The 15408-nt window shown below is 43.6% G+C and carries 18 protein-coding genes; 14 read left to right on the top strand and 4 right to left on the bottom strand.

Going from position 1 to position 15408, the window contains the following annotated elements; all coding sequences use genetic code 11:
* The first annotated feature begins 970 nt into the window (after positions 1–970).
* Together ABDB91_RS12385 and ABDB91_RS12380 are read left to right on the top strand one after the other, a co-directional pair.
* A complete protein-coding gene (locus ABDB91_RS12385) occupies positions 971–1336 on the top strand; it encodes a hypothetical protein (RefSeq protein ID WP_347488024.1) in 366 nt (121 codons plus the stop codon).
* The gene (locus tag ABDB91_RS12380; RefSeq protein ID WP_347488023.1) at positions 1329–1637 is read left to right on the top strand and encodes a hypothetical protein; all 309 of its coding nucleotides are present in this window, start codon (positions 1329–1331) and stop codon (positions 1635–1637) included. Before ABDB91_RS12385 ends, ABDB91_RS12380 begins: the two co-directional genes overlap by 8 nt.
* 241 nt (positions 1638–1878) lie before the next feature.
* Here the strand turns inward: ABDB91_RS12380 and ABDB91_RS12375 are convergent, their stop codons facing one another.
* Positions 1879–3147: a hypothetical protein gene (locus ABDB91_RS12375; RefSeq protein WP_347488022.1), complete on the bottom strand. Its 1269-nt coding sequence runs from the start codon at positions 3145–3147 to the stop codon at positions 1879–1881.
* Positions 3148–3191: 44 nt separating this feature from the next.
* Complete coding sequence (locus ABDB91_RS12370) at positions 3192–3458, bottom strand: hypothetical protein (protein ID WP_347488021.1); 267 nt, start codon at positions 3456–3458, stop codon at positions 3192–3194.
* Positions 3459–3867: 409 nt separating this feature from the next.
* Between ABDB91_RS12370 and ABDB91_RS12365 the strand changes: the two genes are divergently transcribed.
* The 10 genes from ABDB91_RS12365 to ABDB91_RS12320 all read left to right on the top strand — a co-directional run bounded on the left by ABDB91_RS12365 (position 3868) and on the right by ABDB91_RS12320 (position 11641).
* Positions 3868–4284, top strand: a complete 417-nt coding sequence (locus tag ABDB91_RS12365) for a hypothetical protein (protein ID WP_347488020.1) — start codon at positions 3868–3870, stop codon at positions 4282–4284.
* A gap of 521 nt (positions 4285–4805) precedes the next feature.
* Complete coding sequence (locus ABDB91_RS12360; RefSeq protein ID WP_347488019.1) at positions 4806–5771, top strand: hypothetical protein; 966 nt, start codon at positions 4806–4808, stop codon at positions 5769–5771.
* Between the two features lie 182 nt (positions 5772–5953).
* Positions 5954–6802 (top strand): amidohydrolase family protein, encoded by an 849-nt coding sequence (locus ABDB91_RS12355; RefSeq protein ID WP_347488018.1) that lies wholly within the window; start codon positions 5954–5956, stop codon positions 6800–6802.
* Positions 6803–6905: 103 nt separating this feature from the next.
* The gene (locus ABDB91_RS12350) at positions 6906–7241 is read left to right on the top strand and encodes a hypothetical protein (RefSeq protein WP_347488017.1); all 336 of its coding nucleotides are present in this window, start codon (positions 6906–6908) and stop codon (positions 7239–7241) included.
* A 234-nt stretch (positions 7242–7475) separates the two neighbouring features.
* Positions 7476–7907 carry a Fur family transcriptional regulator gene (locus ABDB91_RS12345; RefSeq protein ID WP_347488016.1) on the top strand — a complete coding sequence of 144 codons (432 nt, stop codon included), beginning with the start codon at positions 7476–7478 and terminating at the stop codon, positions 7905–7907.
* 3 nt (positions 7908–7910) lie between these two features.
* The gene (locus tag ABDB91_RS12340; protein ID WP_347488015.1) at positions 7911–8933 is read left to right on the top strand and encodes a metal ABC transporter substrate-binding protein; all 1023 of its coding nucleotides are present in this window, start codon (positions 7911–7913) and stop codon (positions 8931–8933) included.
* Positions 8933–9688, top strand: a complete 756-nt coding sequence (locus ABDB91_RS12335; protein WP_347488014.1) for a metal ABC transporter ATP-binding protein — start codon at positions 8933–8935, stop codon at positions 9686–9688. The genes ABDB91_RS12340 and ABDB91_RS12335 overlap by 1 nt, the downstream gene beginning before the upstream one ends.
* Before the next feature lie 7 nt (positions 9689–9695).
* Positions 9696–10505: a metal ABC transporter permease gene (locus tag ABDB91_RS12330; protein ID WP_347488013.1), complete on the top strand. Its 810-nt coding sequence runs from the start codon at positions 9696–9698 to the stop codon at positions 10503–10505.
* A 145-nt stretch (positions 10506–10650) separates the two neighbouring features.
* Complete coding sequence (locus ABDB91_RS12325; protein ID WP_347488012.1) at positions 10651–11184, top strand: NUDIX hydrolase; 534 nt, start codon at positions 10651–10653, stop codon at positions 11182–11184.
* Between the two features lie 322 nt (positions 11185–11506).
* Positions 11507–11641 carry a hypothetical protein gene (locus tag ABDB91_RS12320; protein ID WP_347488011.1) on the top strand — a complete coding sequence of 45 codons (135 nt, stop codon included), beginning with the start codon at positions 11507–11509 and terminating at the stop codon, positions 11639–11641.
* A 106-nt stretch (positions 11642–11747) separates the two neighbouring features.
* Here ABDB91_RS12320 and ABDB91_RS12315 read toward each other — a convergent pair whose 3' ends face one another.
* A complete protein-coding gene (locus tag ABDB91_RS12315) occupies positions 11748–11918 on the bottom strand; it encodes a hypothetical protein (protein WP_347488010.1) in 171 nt (56 codons plus the stop codon).
* A gap of 245 nt (positions 11919–12163) precedes the next feature.
* Here ABDB91_RS12315 and ABDB91_RS12310 point away from each other — a divergent pair, with 245 nt between their 5' ends.
* Together ABDB91_RS12310 and ABDB91_RS12305 are read left to right on the top strand one after the other, a co-directional pair.
* The gene (locus ABDB91_RS12310) at positions 12164–13207 is read left to right on the top strand and encodes a hypothetical protein (RefSeq protein WP_347488009.1); all 1044 of its coding nucleotides are present in this window, start codon (positions 12164–12166) and stop codon (positions 13205–13207) included.
* Between the two features lie 496 nt (positions 13208–13703).
* Positions 13704–14426, top strand: coding sequence for a metallophosphoesterase (locus ABDB91_RS12305; protein WP_347488008.1), 723 nt, complete (start codon positions 13704–13706; stop codon positions 14424–14426).
* 12 nt (positions 14427–14438) lie between these two features.
* Here the strand turns inward: ABDB91_RS12305 and ABDB91_RS12300 are convergent, their stop codons facing one another.
* On the bottom strand, positions 14439–15287 hold the full coding sequence (locus ABDB91_RS12300; protein ID WP_347488007.1) for a hypothetical protein: 849 nt from the start codon (positions 15285–15287) through the stop codon (positions 14439–14441).
* Between the last annotated feature and the right edge of the window lie 121 nt (positions 15288–15408).

Genomic DNA, 15408 nt, shown 5'->3' with positions numbered 1-15408 from the left:
TTTGTCCCTCATCTTGGGTAATGGGAAAAAAATAGCCTCCCTATACTCAGAGGATAATATCTTTCTGCCTGATCTATCGCTCGTGAACATTTCCATCGGATCGGATAGATTTGCTAAAAAGGTTGTTTTCCCCATGAACACATTCCCCGTAGCGTCAAGGATTTGAAGGTTTGCGTCGGTAATTCGGTTTATAAGGCTGTGTTTACCCTTAGACAAATCAGCGGTATATCGGTCAGTTTTTTCCGATTATATGTAAATGATGGTAAGCGGGATATTCATTCCAGTGCTATATTTACGCCGCTGGGTGCTATGTTGTAAATAAAAAAAGACCTCCGAAACCATCACACGGAAGTCAATTACTCATTTTTTTATTTTTGGGCCATCGTTGCCCGGTATTGGGCGGGAGTCATTCCTAACGTATCTTTAAATTTTTTTTCAAATTGCCGTTGTAATTCACACCGCTATTGTGATGCAGTCCATGAAATCACCCATATATATAAAATTGTTTTCTAAATTACTATACTTCATATAAATGAAGATTGTAATGCTCCACCGGAATTATAAAGCTACAGGGTTTCTGGATTTTCCGAGCTTGATGTAAAAGGGGAAAATCAAACCTTATAAGCTTAACTTTCCTGAAAGGAGAGAGGTTTTTATCGCCCAACCATGTTCCATAATGCCCTTTATTCGGCTTCGGATTTTCAATAACGGACAGCCCGTTTTCATGCAGATGGTATTGCTTAACCGATATGCCGGGGCCTGAAATAAGTGGTTGCCGGAATCTCCCTCCTTCCCCAAAAGGAAGCACCTAATCTAAGCAATTAATCCGCCTCCCGGTTAAAAAAACTGCGAGCACCTTATTCAATGCAAGTGCCGACTTGCAGTCAAGGCTATGATGTTATATAATTACATTAGTTTGTAATACATTTGCCCACAATGTAATACATTGATGGCAAGTAGGTGAAATCGTTTGATATTAAAACGAACTGTTAGTTCAGAATTTATAAAATGCTTTAATGAAACAATTATTCTAGATGAGGACATTGAGATTAAGTTAAACAATAAGCATAAAGTATACAAGGAAGATCTATCAGATGCTTTAGGGGACTCATATCTGGTTGTATTAAAACCCAAACAAACATCACCTGCCCCAAAAGGAAAATCAAAGGGCAAGGTATTTGAAATACTGGGCGAAACAGAGGAAGGCCGTGTCCTGTTTATTATAGGTCGGCTGTTCTCTGACGGAAATCTCTATATAATCACTGCCTATTGGGCAGACTCCGCTCTTGAAAAAATATATCGTCAAGAAAGTAAGGTGTTACGTGAAAATGAGTAAAACTCAAAGAAGAAAAATTAATATTAAAACTGTTAAAGATGTGTCAAGCCTTGGTCAGGTCACGAAAAAGGAATTGTTAGCAGAATCTCAAAGGTACGATAAAGGCAAGTACAATCCTCTGGATAATTTAGAAGAGAAAAAACTTTTAATACCTGAGCAGAAAACCGAAGTAATAACCATACGGCTAACTGAAAGAGAGAACGAACAGATTTCCAAAATAGCAAGGGAAAATGGTCTCAGCAAAAGCGCATTAGTAAGGATGCTAGTCACTAGGTCATTAAAAAAAACAGATTTCTTTTAGTTTCTTACAGTGAAACACTATTCTTACCAATATAAAGTAGAATTGATATTATAGCTTTATAGCATAAAAACCGGCCTGCATATATGAAACCCATAATACTTCATGTACTCTGCACCCAACTTCCCGCAGAAGTTGTAGATGCTGGTGAGCTGATGGATGATTTAAATGCCTAAAGTCCCGGTACTCCGCCAGATTTAAAAAAGACTATAGAACAATTGTTAAGCGCTGATACGATGTGAAATTACAGGTCATCCAATAAAACCGCTTGGCCTCTGGCTGCATGAACGCCATAATGACAATCGATTTTGCCACAAAGGCTATATTTTTTTTGCTTAAAATTATATACATAGACAGGCGTTAACTCAATTAAAGCACGAATTTTTTCGTATGCCTCGTCTTTATTCAGCGTTGTTTTTTCCGGTTTCTCAAAGTCTTTAAAAATTTCCAGGAAAGGCTTGGTATCCATATAATTCAATACTTGAATATTAATCGCATCGAGAAAGATAATTAGTTTTCGCTGAAACACACAGTTGTCCGTTTTGTTTTGCTTTAATAGTGCATGAATATATCCATTCTCACGATGCAGTGTCTTGAGAATCCATTTTCCTGTGTCTTGTGGAAACACTTGACGTAAAAAGTTTTCAACGGCCATGATACACTGGTCTTGCTCTATTGGAGTTATCGGAAGTGTGTCCGGGTGTGACTCGCATAAAAATGTCTGATCAGGTTTTACATCCTCAATAAAACTAATTTCTGTTCTTTTAAATGGTTTATTGACCGGTGTTTTCCAACGCATTACTTTTTCAATTGTTAAGTCCGACTTAATATCTGTATTAAGTTTAAAGGGAATAGTAGATGTTTGATCATTGGTAACAAAAATTTCCTCAATGGCATAAACGGGTATAAACCGTTTTTTCTCCAACGAAGGTAATTCTACGAATTTTAACTGCTCCTTCGTCAATTGCTCTACTTTCTCAAGGGTCAGGGAATATGTCTCTTTTATTATTAGGTCTTTAGACGGGAAATGACCATTTACCGAAAATAAAGTGAGCTTGCCCTCTTGGTCAAGGTTAATTTCAATATATCCGGCAGGTGAAGCCGCAATACCATAAATGCGCTCTTGAAAAAACAGCTCTCCTTTCTTTTCCCTTACCAATTGAAATTGCTCCCCATACGCCAACCCTGTTTCCTGCTCAATCCATTTTATGAGGGCATTGGTATTGCTGTTTGGAAACACGATCCCATTCGCAAAAGACTTACCACCGACAAAAATAATACTCTTAAATTGACGACTGTTTATGTCTATATCTACGACGGCCGTGCCTGCTGGATTATAATCATCATTCTCTTGTTTGGTGGCATGGCCGGGAAACCATTCCATGCATAAGGTATAGACCGGGTTGTTATAGATATTTATGGAGCGGCGAAGTCTGTGTGTATGTAAATAATAGTCGTCTAAACCAAATTTTGCTTTTGTTAAATCAATTAATTCCTTTATCCTTATATCCATAGACAAACCTCGCTTTTGAATGTTATTATCCGGAGTGCAGCTCGTTAATTAGGGTCATAAGGCGGCCCAGCCAAACCAAGGGGTAAGCCCACAGCAATAGCAGTTGCAATACCGGTCTTAGAAATATTAATTGTTGGCATTAACAAATCTACGCTTAACAGTATCGTTAAGATAGTAAAAGCTACGGCAAATCCTGTGAATAATCTTTTTTTCTTCGTTATGAGCGGTCTAAATTTATATCCGATAAAAAATGCTATGGAAGTAATAATTGAATTAAGTAAAATAAATTCCAAGTAGTTCAAATAAAACACCTCATTTTACCAGGGGCAGGTACCCTGCCACCCCCTCTACGACAAAATTTGGTAATGCGGCAAATTGTATTTTATAATATTGACGGCAAAATTACAATAATTGTTCCGCAATTATTGATCATCAATGGTAATCAACGATCGCGAAATTTTTAAACATGTGTTGCTATTCTTTTTCGCAAAGTGCATTATTAATGCCGCTTAATTTCTAATGCCGACAAAACGCACAAACTAAGGCTCGCTCCCTTGTTTCAAGTGAAAAGTGTCGGTCTAATTCGTTCATACAGTGTGGGACCAGAAATAAGCAATAAAATCTATACGACAAAATGCGATATAGTGTTGACACACTGAAGGATTTCTGATATACTAACTATAATGCAATATGTATTATAGATGAAAGAGGTGCACCGATATGAAAACCATCACAAGCGAGTTTTTCAAAAACAGTTCGATTCCTAAAAATCAAGACAGCGAGGCGGCCATGGAGTTCCTAACGCGACCTGAAAATGTAAACCTGATGTTGTCCGCGACACAGATGGGCCTGCCGGCCTTGGCGGGAGTGGTAGCAGAGTTGGAGGAAAAATTCGCCAATTGCAAACTGTTTCCACTTAATCATGAAGCAGGGGACGCGAACGCCCCCCACCGTCGGAACGTGGGGTGGATGGTACGACATGTTATGGGGAAATATGGCTATACGCCAGCAAAAGGAATGCAATTAAACGAACGAACGCGACTCGGCAGGTTCGCAAAATTCTTCGGAACAGCGGCGATATACGAAAAAACGATAAAAAATCCGGAGTATCAAATCGAAATAAGAAGAATACCATAATTGAAGAACCTTACGATACTGAAATGTACAGCGGCGCCGACTTCTTGGTGGAAGTCGACGCCGTTGTCGGTTGTACACAGTAGCCGAAAAGCTTCAGAGGCCGGATAGTATACGGACCCATAAATCTTATATTGTAAACAAAAATAATCTAACTGAGCTGCACGGTATGCTGTAACCATGGACTCGCCGTAGCCCGGGAAGCTGTCCAGCGGTTGGGCGGCACTATCACAGCCGATAGCGAAGAGGGCTGTGGTACACAGTTCATGATCCACTTACCGCTCTTGCAGAGCCAATAACCGGGCATTCTATTTCAATGTCGATAGCCGCCGGTAAGATGGGTTAAGCATATAGAGATATCGATGTTAGACGATATCAGGCAATTGCAGGTAATAATTTTTTTGGGGAACAATCCTACTTAAATTTAAGTCATACTATTTAAGCGCCGGGTGAGAGCCTGTTTGATTTTGGATTGTAGCAGGATCTGATTCGCAAAGCTAACAATTGACTATGGGAGGATTGCCATGCCGATAAGAAAAATCATGTTATCTGCGGTATTTATAATGTGCATTACTTTATCGCTAATTGGTTGTTCCGCGACAGAACAGGCCGATTCGGGTGCGAACAAGTCAAATCAGGGTCAGCAGGGTCGGACTGCGGGAGAAGGCGGTATAAGCGGGGAAGAGCAAAAGGCTGTAATAAGTGATTTTAACGCGCTTGTGAAAGACAATGGCGACATCCAAGCTATAATTAAATATGTGGATAGCAACATAGCCAAGCTTTCTCCTGAGAACGCTTCACAAATGGTTGTCGGTCTGGAAAAAGCCCAGGTAAACTATTTACCCCAAATAACAGATGAGTTGTATAGTGATAATAATACTATTGCTCAAAAGTTTATGGATGAATACAAACCCGGTGTTGATATTAATGACGCAGGTGCTATAAAGGACAAGGAGCTGAAAGAGCTGGTGACCCGGACTAAAAATGCCGGTTATAAAGTGGACACGGCCGAGGGGATGTTTTACCCCATTATTGACTATCAGTGCTACCAGGATTACAGTTCTCGGGTGACACCGGATATCAAAGCGTATATTGATATAATGGCTGCGGAATCAGATAATCCCCCCGCCAAGGATGCCGCACTGGTCATTGGTTGGGACACGGTATTAACCAGGGCTTTAAACCAGGAAAAGTTTATAAACACTTATCTTGATTCGGTAAAGCTGGCGGATGTCCAAATGCTGTATGAACGCTATGTTCAATTTGCTCTATTGGGTGCCAACAATACTCCTCTTTTTAGTTATGAAGACAAAATGTTGTCGCCCGAGGCCAGGTTAAGTTATGCCAAAGTGCTGGCCGAAAGCGAACCGAGTCAATTAACCGCGATTATTCAAGAAATGCTTGATACGGCGGAACAAAATAATGATCGGCTGACTGCGGGGGTGGAAAACTATAGGAAAAAATGTTTTGAAGAGTTGGGCATTGACTGATAATCATGCAGTGATACGGGTGGGGAAAGCATATTCCCACCTTTTTATTTACAACTAATGCTTTCAACCTTTTAATATTAGGAGTAATATGGAAGTAGAACTGTTATCGAGTTATTATAAGCGCTATCAATTTTTTAAATTTACTGATAGTTTGCTGCTGGCAGAGAGAGGAGGAGCTAAAGGTGGCGGCGCCGAAATATTTTATAGATGCTCATGTGCATTTGATGACCCCGTACCGGATCAGGGGGGGAATCAAGTGGATCAGGCGGATGGTCAAGGAGTATGAGCAGCTGGATCTGGATATTAGTCCGGGCGAACTTCTAGAACAAATGAAACAAGCCGGGGCCGATTATTTTTTTAATTACTTTTATCCGCTGCAGCCCGGGGAAAGCCGGGAAATCAACCGCTGGCAGCGGGAGCTGGCCGATCGGTATACAGAGATTATACCCTTTGCTTCTTTGCACCCCGGGGATGAATACAAAGAGCGGATTATAGATGAAGCATTGGATGGGTTAAAGCTAAAAGGTTTTAAATTTCATCCGTATATTCAGAATTTTGATATTTTAGACAGACGCATGCTGAAGATATATGAAATTTTGCAGGCCAGGGGCTGCCCGGTGAATATACATACCGGTTTTGCCCGTTTTTACGGCAAGGGCTCACTTACCGGGGATTTTTTAGCCTTGCTGCGAAATTATCCAAAGATGCAAATTATAGCGGCCCATCTGTTATATGACGACCTGCCCTATGAAGAGTGGCCCGGGATTATGGAACAGTACCCCAATCTTTATCTTGATACCACCAATACATTTTTTTTCTGTTCTCCCGGCAGCAGGGATATTGATGGTATGCAGCGTATTATTGAAAAGTACAGCAAGCGCATGTTGTTCGGCAGCGACTATCCCATGGGGATGGCTTACCCGGTAAGGCTGTTATATGAGCAGGTGGCAAGAGTATGCCCGAACCAGGATACCCTGGAGGACGTTGCATGGCGCACTGCCGCCGGCCTGGCGGGGTTGGACTTAACATAACTTTCGGTTATTATTGTTAGAGATAGGGTTTTGTTTTTGCATCTAAGGGATATATAATGGGGATGAAAACATGATGACTTACTATTTATGAAGGAGTTGAACCATGGAAAATAACGAAAAAAATACGGATGCACGTTATCTGTTGTCCGCGTTAATTGAAATTTACCGGGGCAACGGTGTTTATCTGCCGGAATTTGATCCCCAAATGGAAAAAGATTTGTTGCGGGATGTTCTTTCTTCCGCTATCAGCTTTGCCCAGTTGGATGCGTCCAGGCAAACAATAAGCAATGAAATATTTAAATGCGCCAATGAAGGGGCTACTGTCAAGGAGCAGATGGATTTGGCCAAAACCCAAACTCCGGATGTATTGAGTGCTAAAATGGTTGCCGCAGCGTATGTTTTGAAAATATTGGATGATAAGAAGGTTATGCTTTCTTAATAGCTCAATAATAGTGTTCAATAAGATAACCCCCGCTTACCAAGCGGTAAGGGTTATTTCTTTTTGCTCTATCCGGTTAACGGCTTTAAGCTATTTTAAAAAATTTGTCTTCTAACCAGTGTTTTTAATAAATATTATTATTTAAGGATACCGGTTAATAACTTGACAAATAAAGCCGGGTGGGATATTTTAATGGTTAAATAAGAATAATTCCTGTTTAGGAGTGATCCCGATTTGAAAACACAGGACATTTTTATTAAGTTAAAGGAACATGGCTATAAAATAACTCCCCAGCGCCAGGAGATTATCAATTTGCTGGCGCAGGAGAACAGGCATGTAACGGTGGAAGATATTCACGGCCAAATAGCGGCCCGTTTTCCAAATTTGAGCGTGGATACCGTTTATCGTAATGTCGGCATACTGGAACGGTTAAATATGCTGGATAAAACGGATTTCGGCGATGGCAAAGGCAGGTATAAGCTGGTGGGAAAAGGAGGCCACCGGCATCATTTAATCTGCCTGGGGTGCGGTTGTTCCGAGGAAGTGGATTTTTGTCCCTTGGATTATTTGGATAAACAGCAAATAAAGGATAAAAAATTTTCCATAGAAAGACATAGCTTTGAAATATTCGGTTACTGCGCACAGTGTTTAAAAAAGGAGGAGTAAATATTGCGGAAAGCAGCTGTTTTTTTAGCTTTAATTTTATTGTCGATTAATTTTGCGATAATGGGGTGCTCCGGTGATCAGGATAAAACAGGTTCGGATAAGGACGATGTAGTGGTATACGCGACCATTTACCCGGTTTATGATTTTGCCGCGCATGTATGCGGTGACCGGGCCCGGGTGGTGCAATTGGTGCCTGACGGGGTGGAACCTCATGACTGGGAGCCTTCCCCCAAGGATATGGTTAATTTACAGCAGGCCGATGTGATAGTATACAACGGTGCGGGTATGGAAACCTGGGTGCAAAAAGTGCTGCAAAGCCTTAAAGAGGGCGGCCCGGTAGCGGTGGACTGCAGCACGGGTATAGAATTATTGCCCGTAGCTATGCAGCCGGGCACTGATAGCCACGGTCATGATGAGAGCGCCGACGGGCACTTGCATGATACGCATACCGATGGAGCGCATGAGGTATCCGACGGCCACGTACATGCCGGCAATACCGACCCGCATATCTGGCTCGACCCTCAAAATGCCGGTATGATGGTTGAAAACATAGTCAAGGGTATGCAAAAGGCGGACCCGGATAATGCGGGATATTATAATGATAATGCCGTCCGTTACCAGAAACAGCTGAGCGGTTTGGACAAAAAGTTTGCGGAAACGTTGGATGGGGTTGCGGTGCGCAAATTTATTGTTTCCCATGCCGCATTCGGTTATCTTGCTCATCGCTATAACCTGGAACAGGTGCCTATCCGGGGTATTTCTCCGAGTGCGGATCCCAGTCCCGCCCGCATGACGGAGATTGTTGAAACGGCACGTCAGACCGGTGTCAAGTATATATTTTTTGAAACGTTAGTCAGTCCGCGGGTTTCCGAGGTGATTGCCCGGGAAGCTGGTGCCCAAACATTGGTGCTGAACCCTCTGGGTGGTATTACCCCCGAGGAAAGACAGGCGGGTAAGGATTATCTGTCTGTAATGGAGGAAAATCTGCGGCATCTTTCCCTGGCACTGGGGGTGAAGCAAAAGTAATGATTGAATTAATTGATGTTCATTTTACTTACGGCTGTCACCCGGTGCTGGATGGTATTTCCCTGCATGTGCATGAGGGTGATGTGGTGGGCATTACCGGCCCCAATGGCGCCGGTAAAAGCACTTTACTTTATATCATTATGGGGTTAATTAAGCCCCAGTCCGGTGAAGTTAAAATTTTTGGAGTGCCGTCAAACAAATTTAGAGAATGGTATCGTATTGGTTATGTATCTCAAAAGGCCACTCTTTTTAACCGCAGTTATCCGGCCACAATTTTTGAAGTGGTGCTTTCGGGCCGGGCCGGGCTGCGCGGTATGTTTCGTTTTTTCGGCAAAGAGGATAAGCGGTGCGCCGAGGAAGCTCTGGAACGGGTGAATATGTTGTCCTTGCGTAACGCCCCGATAAGTGAATTATCGGGGGGGCAGCAGCAAAGGGTTATGATCGCCCGCGCATTGGCGGTGCAGCCCCGGGTTTTGATTATGGATGAGCCTACCAACGGTGTGGATGCCGCTAATTTGACGGCATTGGCCCGGCTGCTTAAAAATTTGCGTGATGATGGCGTTACCATGATGCTGGTCTCTCATGAACCGGAATGGCTGTCTTATTTAGTCAGCAAACGGGTATGTCTGGATCGCAAAATTTGCTCCTGCAATTGTCATAATTATTCCGATGAAGTACGTTGGCGGGATTGTATGGTAAGACGGAAAGAAAAAATTAGCCTGGGCTGTTCCGACGGCAGTCTGGTCAGGGGGTAGGCGTTTATTGGAAATATTTCAGTATGATTTTATGCTGCGTGCTCTGGGCGGGGGGCTGTTGGTGGGCGTGATTTGCCCCATTATCGGGCTTTTCATTACTTTGCGCCGCATGTCCATGATTGCGGATGCTCTGTCCCATGTTTGTCTTTCCGGTGTGGCGGCAGGTCTTTTAATGGGGACTCAGCCCGTGCTGGCGGCGTCGGTTTTTGCATTGGGCGGTTCTCTTTTAATCGAAGGGTTGAGGGATAAATACAAATATTACTCCGAGTTGGCGATAGCCATTATTTTATCGGCCGGGGTGGCTTTGGGAGCTATATTGATTGGTTTGGGCAATGGTTTTAACGGCAGCTTTATGAGCTACCTGTTCGGCAGTATTGTTCTTATTACCGCGGAAGATATTTATGTCATAGCGGTGATTGGCCTGCCGGTGCTGCTGTTGACGGTATTTTTTATTAAGGAGCTGTTTTCCATTACCTTTGATGAGGAAACCGCCCGGGTCAGTGGGTTGCCGGTAAAGCTGATTAATGTGGGCTTTACGGCGCTGACGGCACTAACCATTGCGGTATCCATGCGTATTGTAGGTATTTTGCTGGTTTCATCGCTGATGGTTTTGCCCGTTGCGGCAGCCATGCAGCTGGCTAAGAGCTTTCGGGGTACTCTGGTTGCCGCGGTTGCTTGCGGGGAGACGGCTGTTGTTATTGGGCTGTTATGCTCATTTTACCTTGATCTGCCGCCGGGAGGGGCTATAGTGATGACCCTGGTGCTGATGCTGGTGCTGGTGTTGATGTTGGCTTCCCGCCGCACAGCAGCCGCGTGACAGTTTAATCTTCAGTGCATAATGCCTGATTATTATGAGGCATATTGATGGGTGTAAACGATATCGGAGTGAACCTCCTCCGGGACAAGCCCGTAGGTTTGTAGGTTTTCGGAAACAGTTTTCTATAAATAGGGGTGTTAAACCTTTGACTAAAAAAGAGCAGAGATTTTATTACTGTCCCAAGTGCGGGGGGAAACTGGCCTATCGCTGTATCAAAGAGGAACGTCCCCGGCTGGTTTGCGGTACCTGCCAATATGTTTTATATGAAAACCCGGCGGCGGGTGTGGCCGCCATTGTTTTAAACGCCGAAAAACAAATACTATTGGGGCGTCGAGCCGGGGGAAAATATGCGGGTTTGTGGTGTATTCCCTGCGGTTATGTGGAATATGATGAAGATGTATACTGTGCGGTGCGGCGGGAGTTTAAAGAGGAAACCAATCTGGATATAGAGCCGGTCGGGGTTTTTACGGTGCAGTCTAATTTTCATGACCCTGAAAAACACACCGTAGGTATCTGGTTTCGGGCCCGGGTAACCGGCGGTGAGCCGCTGGCGGGTGATGACCTGGACCGGGTGGGCTATTTTGATTTATCAGCTCCTCCGCCGTTGGCTTTTCCCACCGATCGGGTGGTTATCGAATACTTACTTGCGGATATAAAATCTTTATTGCAGGTTAACTAAATAATCAAGGAATGAAACACCTTCTGATAATTAGGAGGTGTTATTTTAGTTTATGACATATTTTCATGTGAATACCTGCTTGCTTCAACAGTTATTTTCACCGGTCTTATCAAATTAATATCGTCGGTTATTAACACTTATAAAGGGTGATGAATACCATGTATTTAAACCTATAAGAAAGGGGGTTATAAAGTGGCTTACGGTGGAAGCAGTGGTGGTTTTATTCTGTTCCTGATCCTGATCTTGCTGGTATTCGGTATGGGATTTGTAGGTTTCGGTGCTTATGATGTTAAGGAATAGTTTAAGAGGGAGGTAATAAATTATGGGCTTTGGTGCCGGATGTGGTGGCGGATGTGGTGGCGGGACCTTCTTTGACGGCAGCTTCATCCTGTTTCTAATCCTGATTTTGCTTGTTTTCGGCATGGGGTTTTGGGGCCCCGGCGTATGCGCTAAGTAATTGCTAAATGGGGTTGCTGTTTTATTGGCAACCCTTATTATTTAGCCAACTTGTAGATAAATAAAAACCCCGGGATGATTTTTCCCCGGGGTTTCACAGTGTCTGCCTATTTACTCCGGGGTGGTCTGCCTGTTGCCGGTTTTCCGGGTGCGGTGGGTTTACCTTGAGCCGGTTTAGCCGGTGCCTTAGTTTTACCTTTTGGTGCTTTGCCGAAGGACGGTTTGGTCCCTTTACCCGGTTTCCCCTGATGCGGTGCGGAACCGGTGCCGTATCCCATAGTTATCCCTCCTTTTATATTTACTACCAATATATGGGCACGGGAAATAAATTGTTACTATTAAATGTTATTATTAGCATATTTTCTCGGGGGCACTTTAACTAATATTCCGGCACCGGGTAACATCGTATGGGAAAAATGAATAATATGAGATTAAATTATGATTTTGGAGTTGTTTTACCGGCGGCTCCAAAATATTTTATGGTGCAGGGATGTTTGAAACATGGTAGGAGGAGAGATGAATTATGAAAGTGCGTGTCACCAGGGTCAATAATCGTATTGACATGCAATCTTTTTTATCGGTACCTGCTCTGGTTTATGGGCAGGGGGCTGTGCCGCCTTCCGCGGAAAAATATGCTACCGGCATGCGCTTCGTACCCCTGGTTAATCCATTATTGCAGCATTTAAAATATGTTAATTTTGTGGTTTATAGAGAAAGGCAGCCGGTAGGGAGAATAACCGCATCTATCGACCGGTTGAATCCACGTTCGGATGAGGGATTCTGGGGTTGTTTTGAATGCGTTGATGATGCCGGCGCAGCCGCGGCTCTTTTTGATGCCGCAGCCGAATGGCTTAAAGCACAGGGTAAAACTGTAATGATCGGTCCCGCCACCTTAAATACCAACCAGCAGGTGGGTTTAATGATTAAAGGATTTGAATATGAACCACAAATGGAGATACCTTATAATCCCCCTTATTATCAAATTTTAGTGGAGAATGCCGGGTTTGAGAAAATACATGATCTTGAATGCTTTAATTGGACGCTGCCTGAAGAACTTCCCCGGGAGTTGGTTCGATCACAGGATGTCTCCGATGTTGCAATTCGTTCAGTAAATTATGCTAATATGCGTGAAGCTAAAATTATCCAGGAAATAAACAATAAGTCCATGTCGGAAATATGGGGTTTTATACCGATGTCTTTGGCGGATACCCAGGGGTTTTTAATGGGTCTGGCTATGCAGGTTCCACCGGACTTATTTATGATTATTGAGGTGAATGGCCGGCCGGCGGGCATGTTTTTATCAATTCCTTATAAAAAGCCTGGCCGTGACGGCAGTGGCGGGGTAATAAGACTGGCCATCGGCGGTATAGTGCCTGAATTCAGGCATAAGGGTATTCACTGGCAGGCGCTGAAGAGCTTCTATACACGGTGCAAAACTTACGGCTATACCAGGGGGGAGGCTTCCCAGGTGGCTGAAAGCAATGATACTGTAAAAAGAAAAATAATCATGCCTGTGTTTGGCGGTCAAATTATAAAGCTCTTCCGGGTTTACAGACAGGAGTTGTAATAACCCAAATGGAATTCGGTAGTATAATTGCATTGCCAGGAAGTATTTCTTGTGGGTGGTATTTGGGGAAAAGTGTTAATCACGTTGCTGTAACACTTTTATAATCCGTTAAATATTATATTATTGTAAAAAATCACGAAGGAGGAGTTTAGATGTCGGGAACTTATTTTGATGGCAGCTTCATCCTGTTTCTGATCCTGATACTGCTGGTGTTTGGTATGGGATTTGTGGGTTTTGGCGGATATAGCGCTGAGAAGAAATAATTTATTGATTGTTGATTAGTTAAAAAGGTTTAAAAGAAATTAGCTTTAAAATAATCCCCCATGCATTAGTGCATTGCTAGGGGGTTATTTATTCCTCCACGGCAGCAATAAAAACCCTATGATGAACGCATCTTGTTAGGCAGGAATAAATATCCTGACAGGCGAAAAGAATAATCATTACGTCTCCATCGGATGATAGTTTTACCTGGAGCTTGCACAGGGGGATAAAACAATTGAAGATATTTGCCATTGCCGATTTGCACCTGTCTTTTTCGGGTGCCCTGCATGTGGATAATTGGGAGGAAAACAGGGAGTACAAGCCCATGGAAGAGATGGACTACACCTGGCATAATCATGCCCGCAGGATTTATGAAAATTGGCGCCGGTTGGTTAAAGATGATGATGTAGTGTTGGTGCCGGGGGATATATCCTGGGCTATGCGGCTTGATGAAGCCCGCCCGGATTTCGATTATCTGGGATTGCTGCCGGGGCGGCTGATCTGTGTGCAAGGCAATCACGATTATTGGTGGCAGAGCATTTCCCGGGCCAGGCAAGCGGTCCCGTCTAATGTCCAATTAATCCAAAATGATCATGTCGGGCTGGACGGGGTTAGTGTTTGTGGCACTCGTGGCTGGCTTTGTCCCAACGGTGCATTTTTTAAGGAAAAAGACGAAAAAATTTATCGCCGGGAGTTGATACGGCTGGAGAATTCATTGCAAAGTGTTCAAACAGGACCAAGATTAGTTATGATGCACTATATGCCAACTAATGAAAAACATGACTATTCCGGTTTTATAGAATTATTTCGAAAATATGAAGTGGAAACTGTAGTGTATGGACACTTGCATGCCAAGGCCTGCCGGTATAGGCTGCCGGATCAGGCTTGGGATATAAATTTCCATTTAACCAGTGCTGATTACCTTGACTTTACGCCCCGGTTAATTACTTCTGTTTAATATATGGGGGTATTATTTGTTGCCATTATCTTTGTTCAGGTGTCTAAAACAATCCGGGTGGCCAAAAATTAATTCTTTATTTTTATGGGCATGCACCGCTTTGGTTCCGGCTGGGACTTCCTGTCCGCATACCTTACAGGGAAGAGTTTCCCGGGCAGGTAAAATAACACCGTGCAGCTCCTCGCCCCGCCAATCAATGTACGCTTGCTGTAGTTTGTTTTTATGCGGTTTGACGGGTGAACAATCGGGGTGATAATAGCGGCTCTTTTTTTTGCCGAATTCTCTAAATCGATACTGAACTATAGGGCTGTAAGGCAATATTTTTTTGTGGCAGTGAGAGCAGATGCGGGTACTGCCGGCATTGCCTTTTAACAGGTAACGCAAGCGGGCCGGTTTACACCTTACTTTCATATCCTTTATATATTGAATACGGGTGGGGTCTTCTTTGATCCAGGCGTCAACCTGCCGGTAATAATCCCGGTAGTTGCGTTCCTCAAGTCGTATTTCGGCGGGAAAACCTGCAGATGCAATTTGCTGTTGAAAAGTGTTTTCGGCCACTTCATGGGCCAGGCCTTCCATTTTAGCGGTTTCCCAGTGGTAGCCGTTTTCAGTAAGCCATTTATGCAACCCGAAAAAAATATTACCGGAGCAAACGTACAGGTGGTCATCCTGTCCGACTCCCGCTTCCCACATCATTTCCAGTACCTTTCCGCGGGCCATCTCTTCCATGCTCAGTTTATTGTCCCAGGTTAGCGGTAAAAACCTTTTATATATGAGCCGGGGCTGTTCGCAGACCAGTACCAGCACTTCGGAAAATGCCCTGCAGCCGCCCCCGGCGTCTTCAACGTACCAATGCCGCATAATTAGTTCTTAAACCTCCCAAGAGATATATCATTAAAATCAACATACGTGTCGGCCCGGCAGCCTGGACCGGTAATAAAGCCTGCCGTATTTAGGTTCTGGTTAGCTTGCCGGTGTTATG

This window comes from Desulfoscipio sp. XC116 (assembly GCF_039851975.1).
In the GTDB taxonomy this organism is placed as follows: Bacteria; Bacillota; Desulfotomaculia; order Desulfotomaculales; family Desulfallaceae; genus Sporotomaculum.
Note: the sequence above shows the minus strand (reverse complement) of the source record. Positions and strands in the feature narration are given on the sequence as shown.

Excerpts from the sequence above, each read along its gene's own strand:
- ABDB91_RS12365 (WP_347488020.1), top strand. The coding sequence starts at position 3,868 with ATGAAAACCATCACAAGCGAGTTTTTCAAAAACAGTTCGATTCCTAAA.
- ABDB91_RS12335 (WP_347488014.1), top strand. The coding sequence starts at position 8,933 with ATGATTGAATTAATTGATGTTCATTTTACTTACGGCTGTCACCCGGTG.
- ABDB91_RS12360 (WP_347488019.1), top strand. The coding sequence starts at position 4,806 with ATGCCGATAAGAAAAATCATGTTATCTGCGGTATTTATAATGTGCATT.
- ABDB91_RS12375 (WP_347488022.1), bottom strand. The coding sequence starts at position 3,147 with ATGGATATAAGGATAAAGGAATTAATTGATTTAACAAAAGCAAAATTT.
- ABDB91_RS12320 (WP_347488011.1), top strand. The coding sequence starts at position 11,507 with ATGGGCTTTGGTGCCGGATGTGGTGGCGGATGTGGTGGCGGGACCTTC.
- ABDB91_RS12350 (WP_347488017.1), top strand. The coding sequence starts at position 6,906 with ATGGAAAATAACGAAAAAAATACGGATGCACGTTATCTGTTGTCCGCG.
- ABDB91_RS12300 (WP_347488007.1), bottom strand. The coding sequence starts at position 15,287 with ATGCGGCATTGGTACGTTGAAGACGCCGGGGGCGGCTGCAGGGCATTT.
- ABDB91_RS12380 (WP_347488023.1), top strand. The coding sequence starts at position 1,329 with ATGAGTAAAACTCAAAGAAGAAAAATTAATATTAAAACTGTTAAAGAT.
- ABDB91_RS12315 (WP_347488010.1), bottom strand. The coding sequence starts at position 11,918 with ATGGGATACGGCACCGGTTCCGCACCGCATCAGGGGAAACCGGGTAAA.
- ABDB91_RS12310 (WP_347488009.1), top strand. The coding sequence starts at position 12,164 with ATGAAAGTGCGTGTCACCAGGGTCAATAATCGTATTGACATGCAATCT.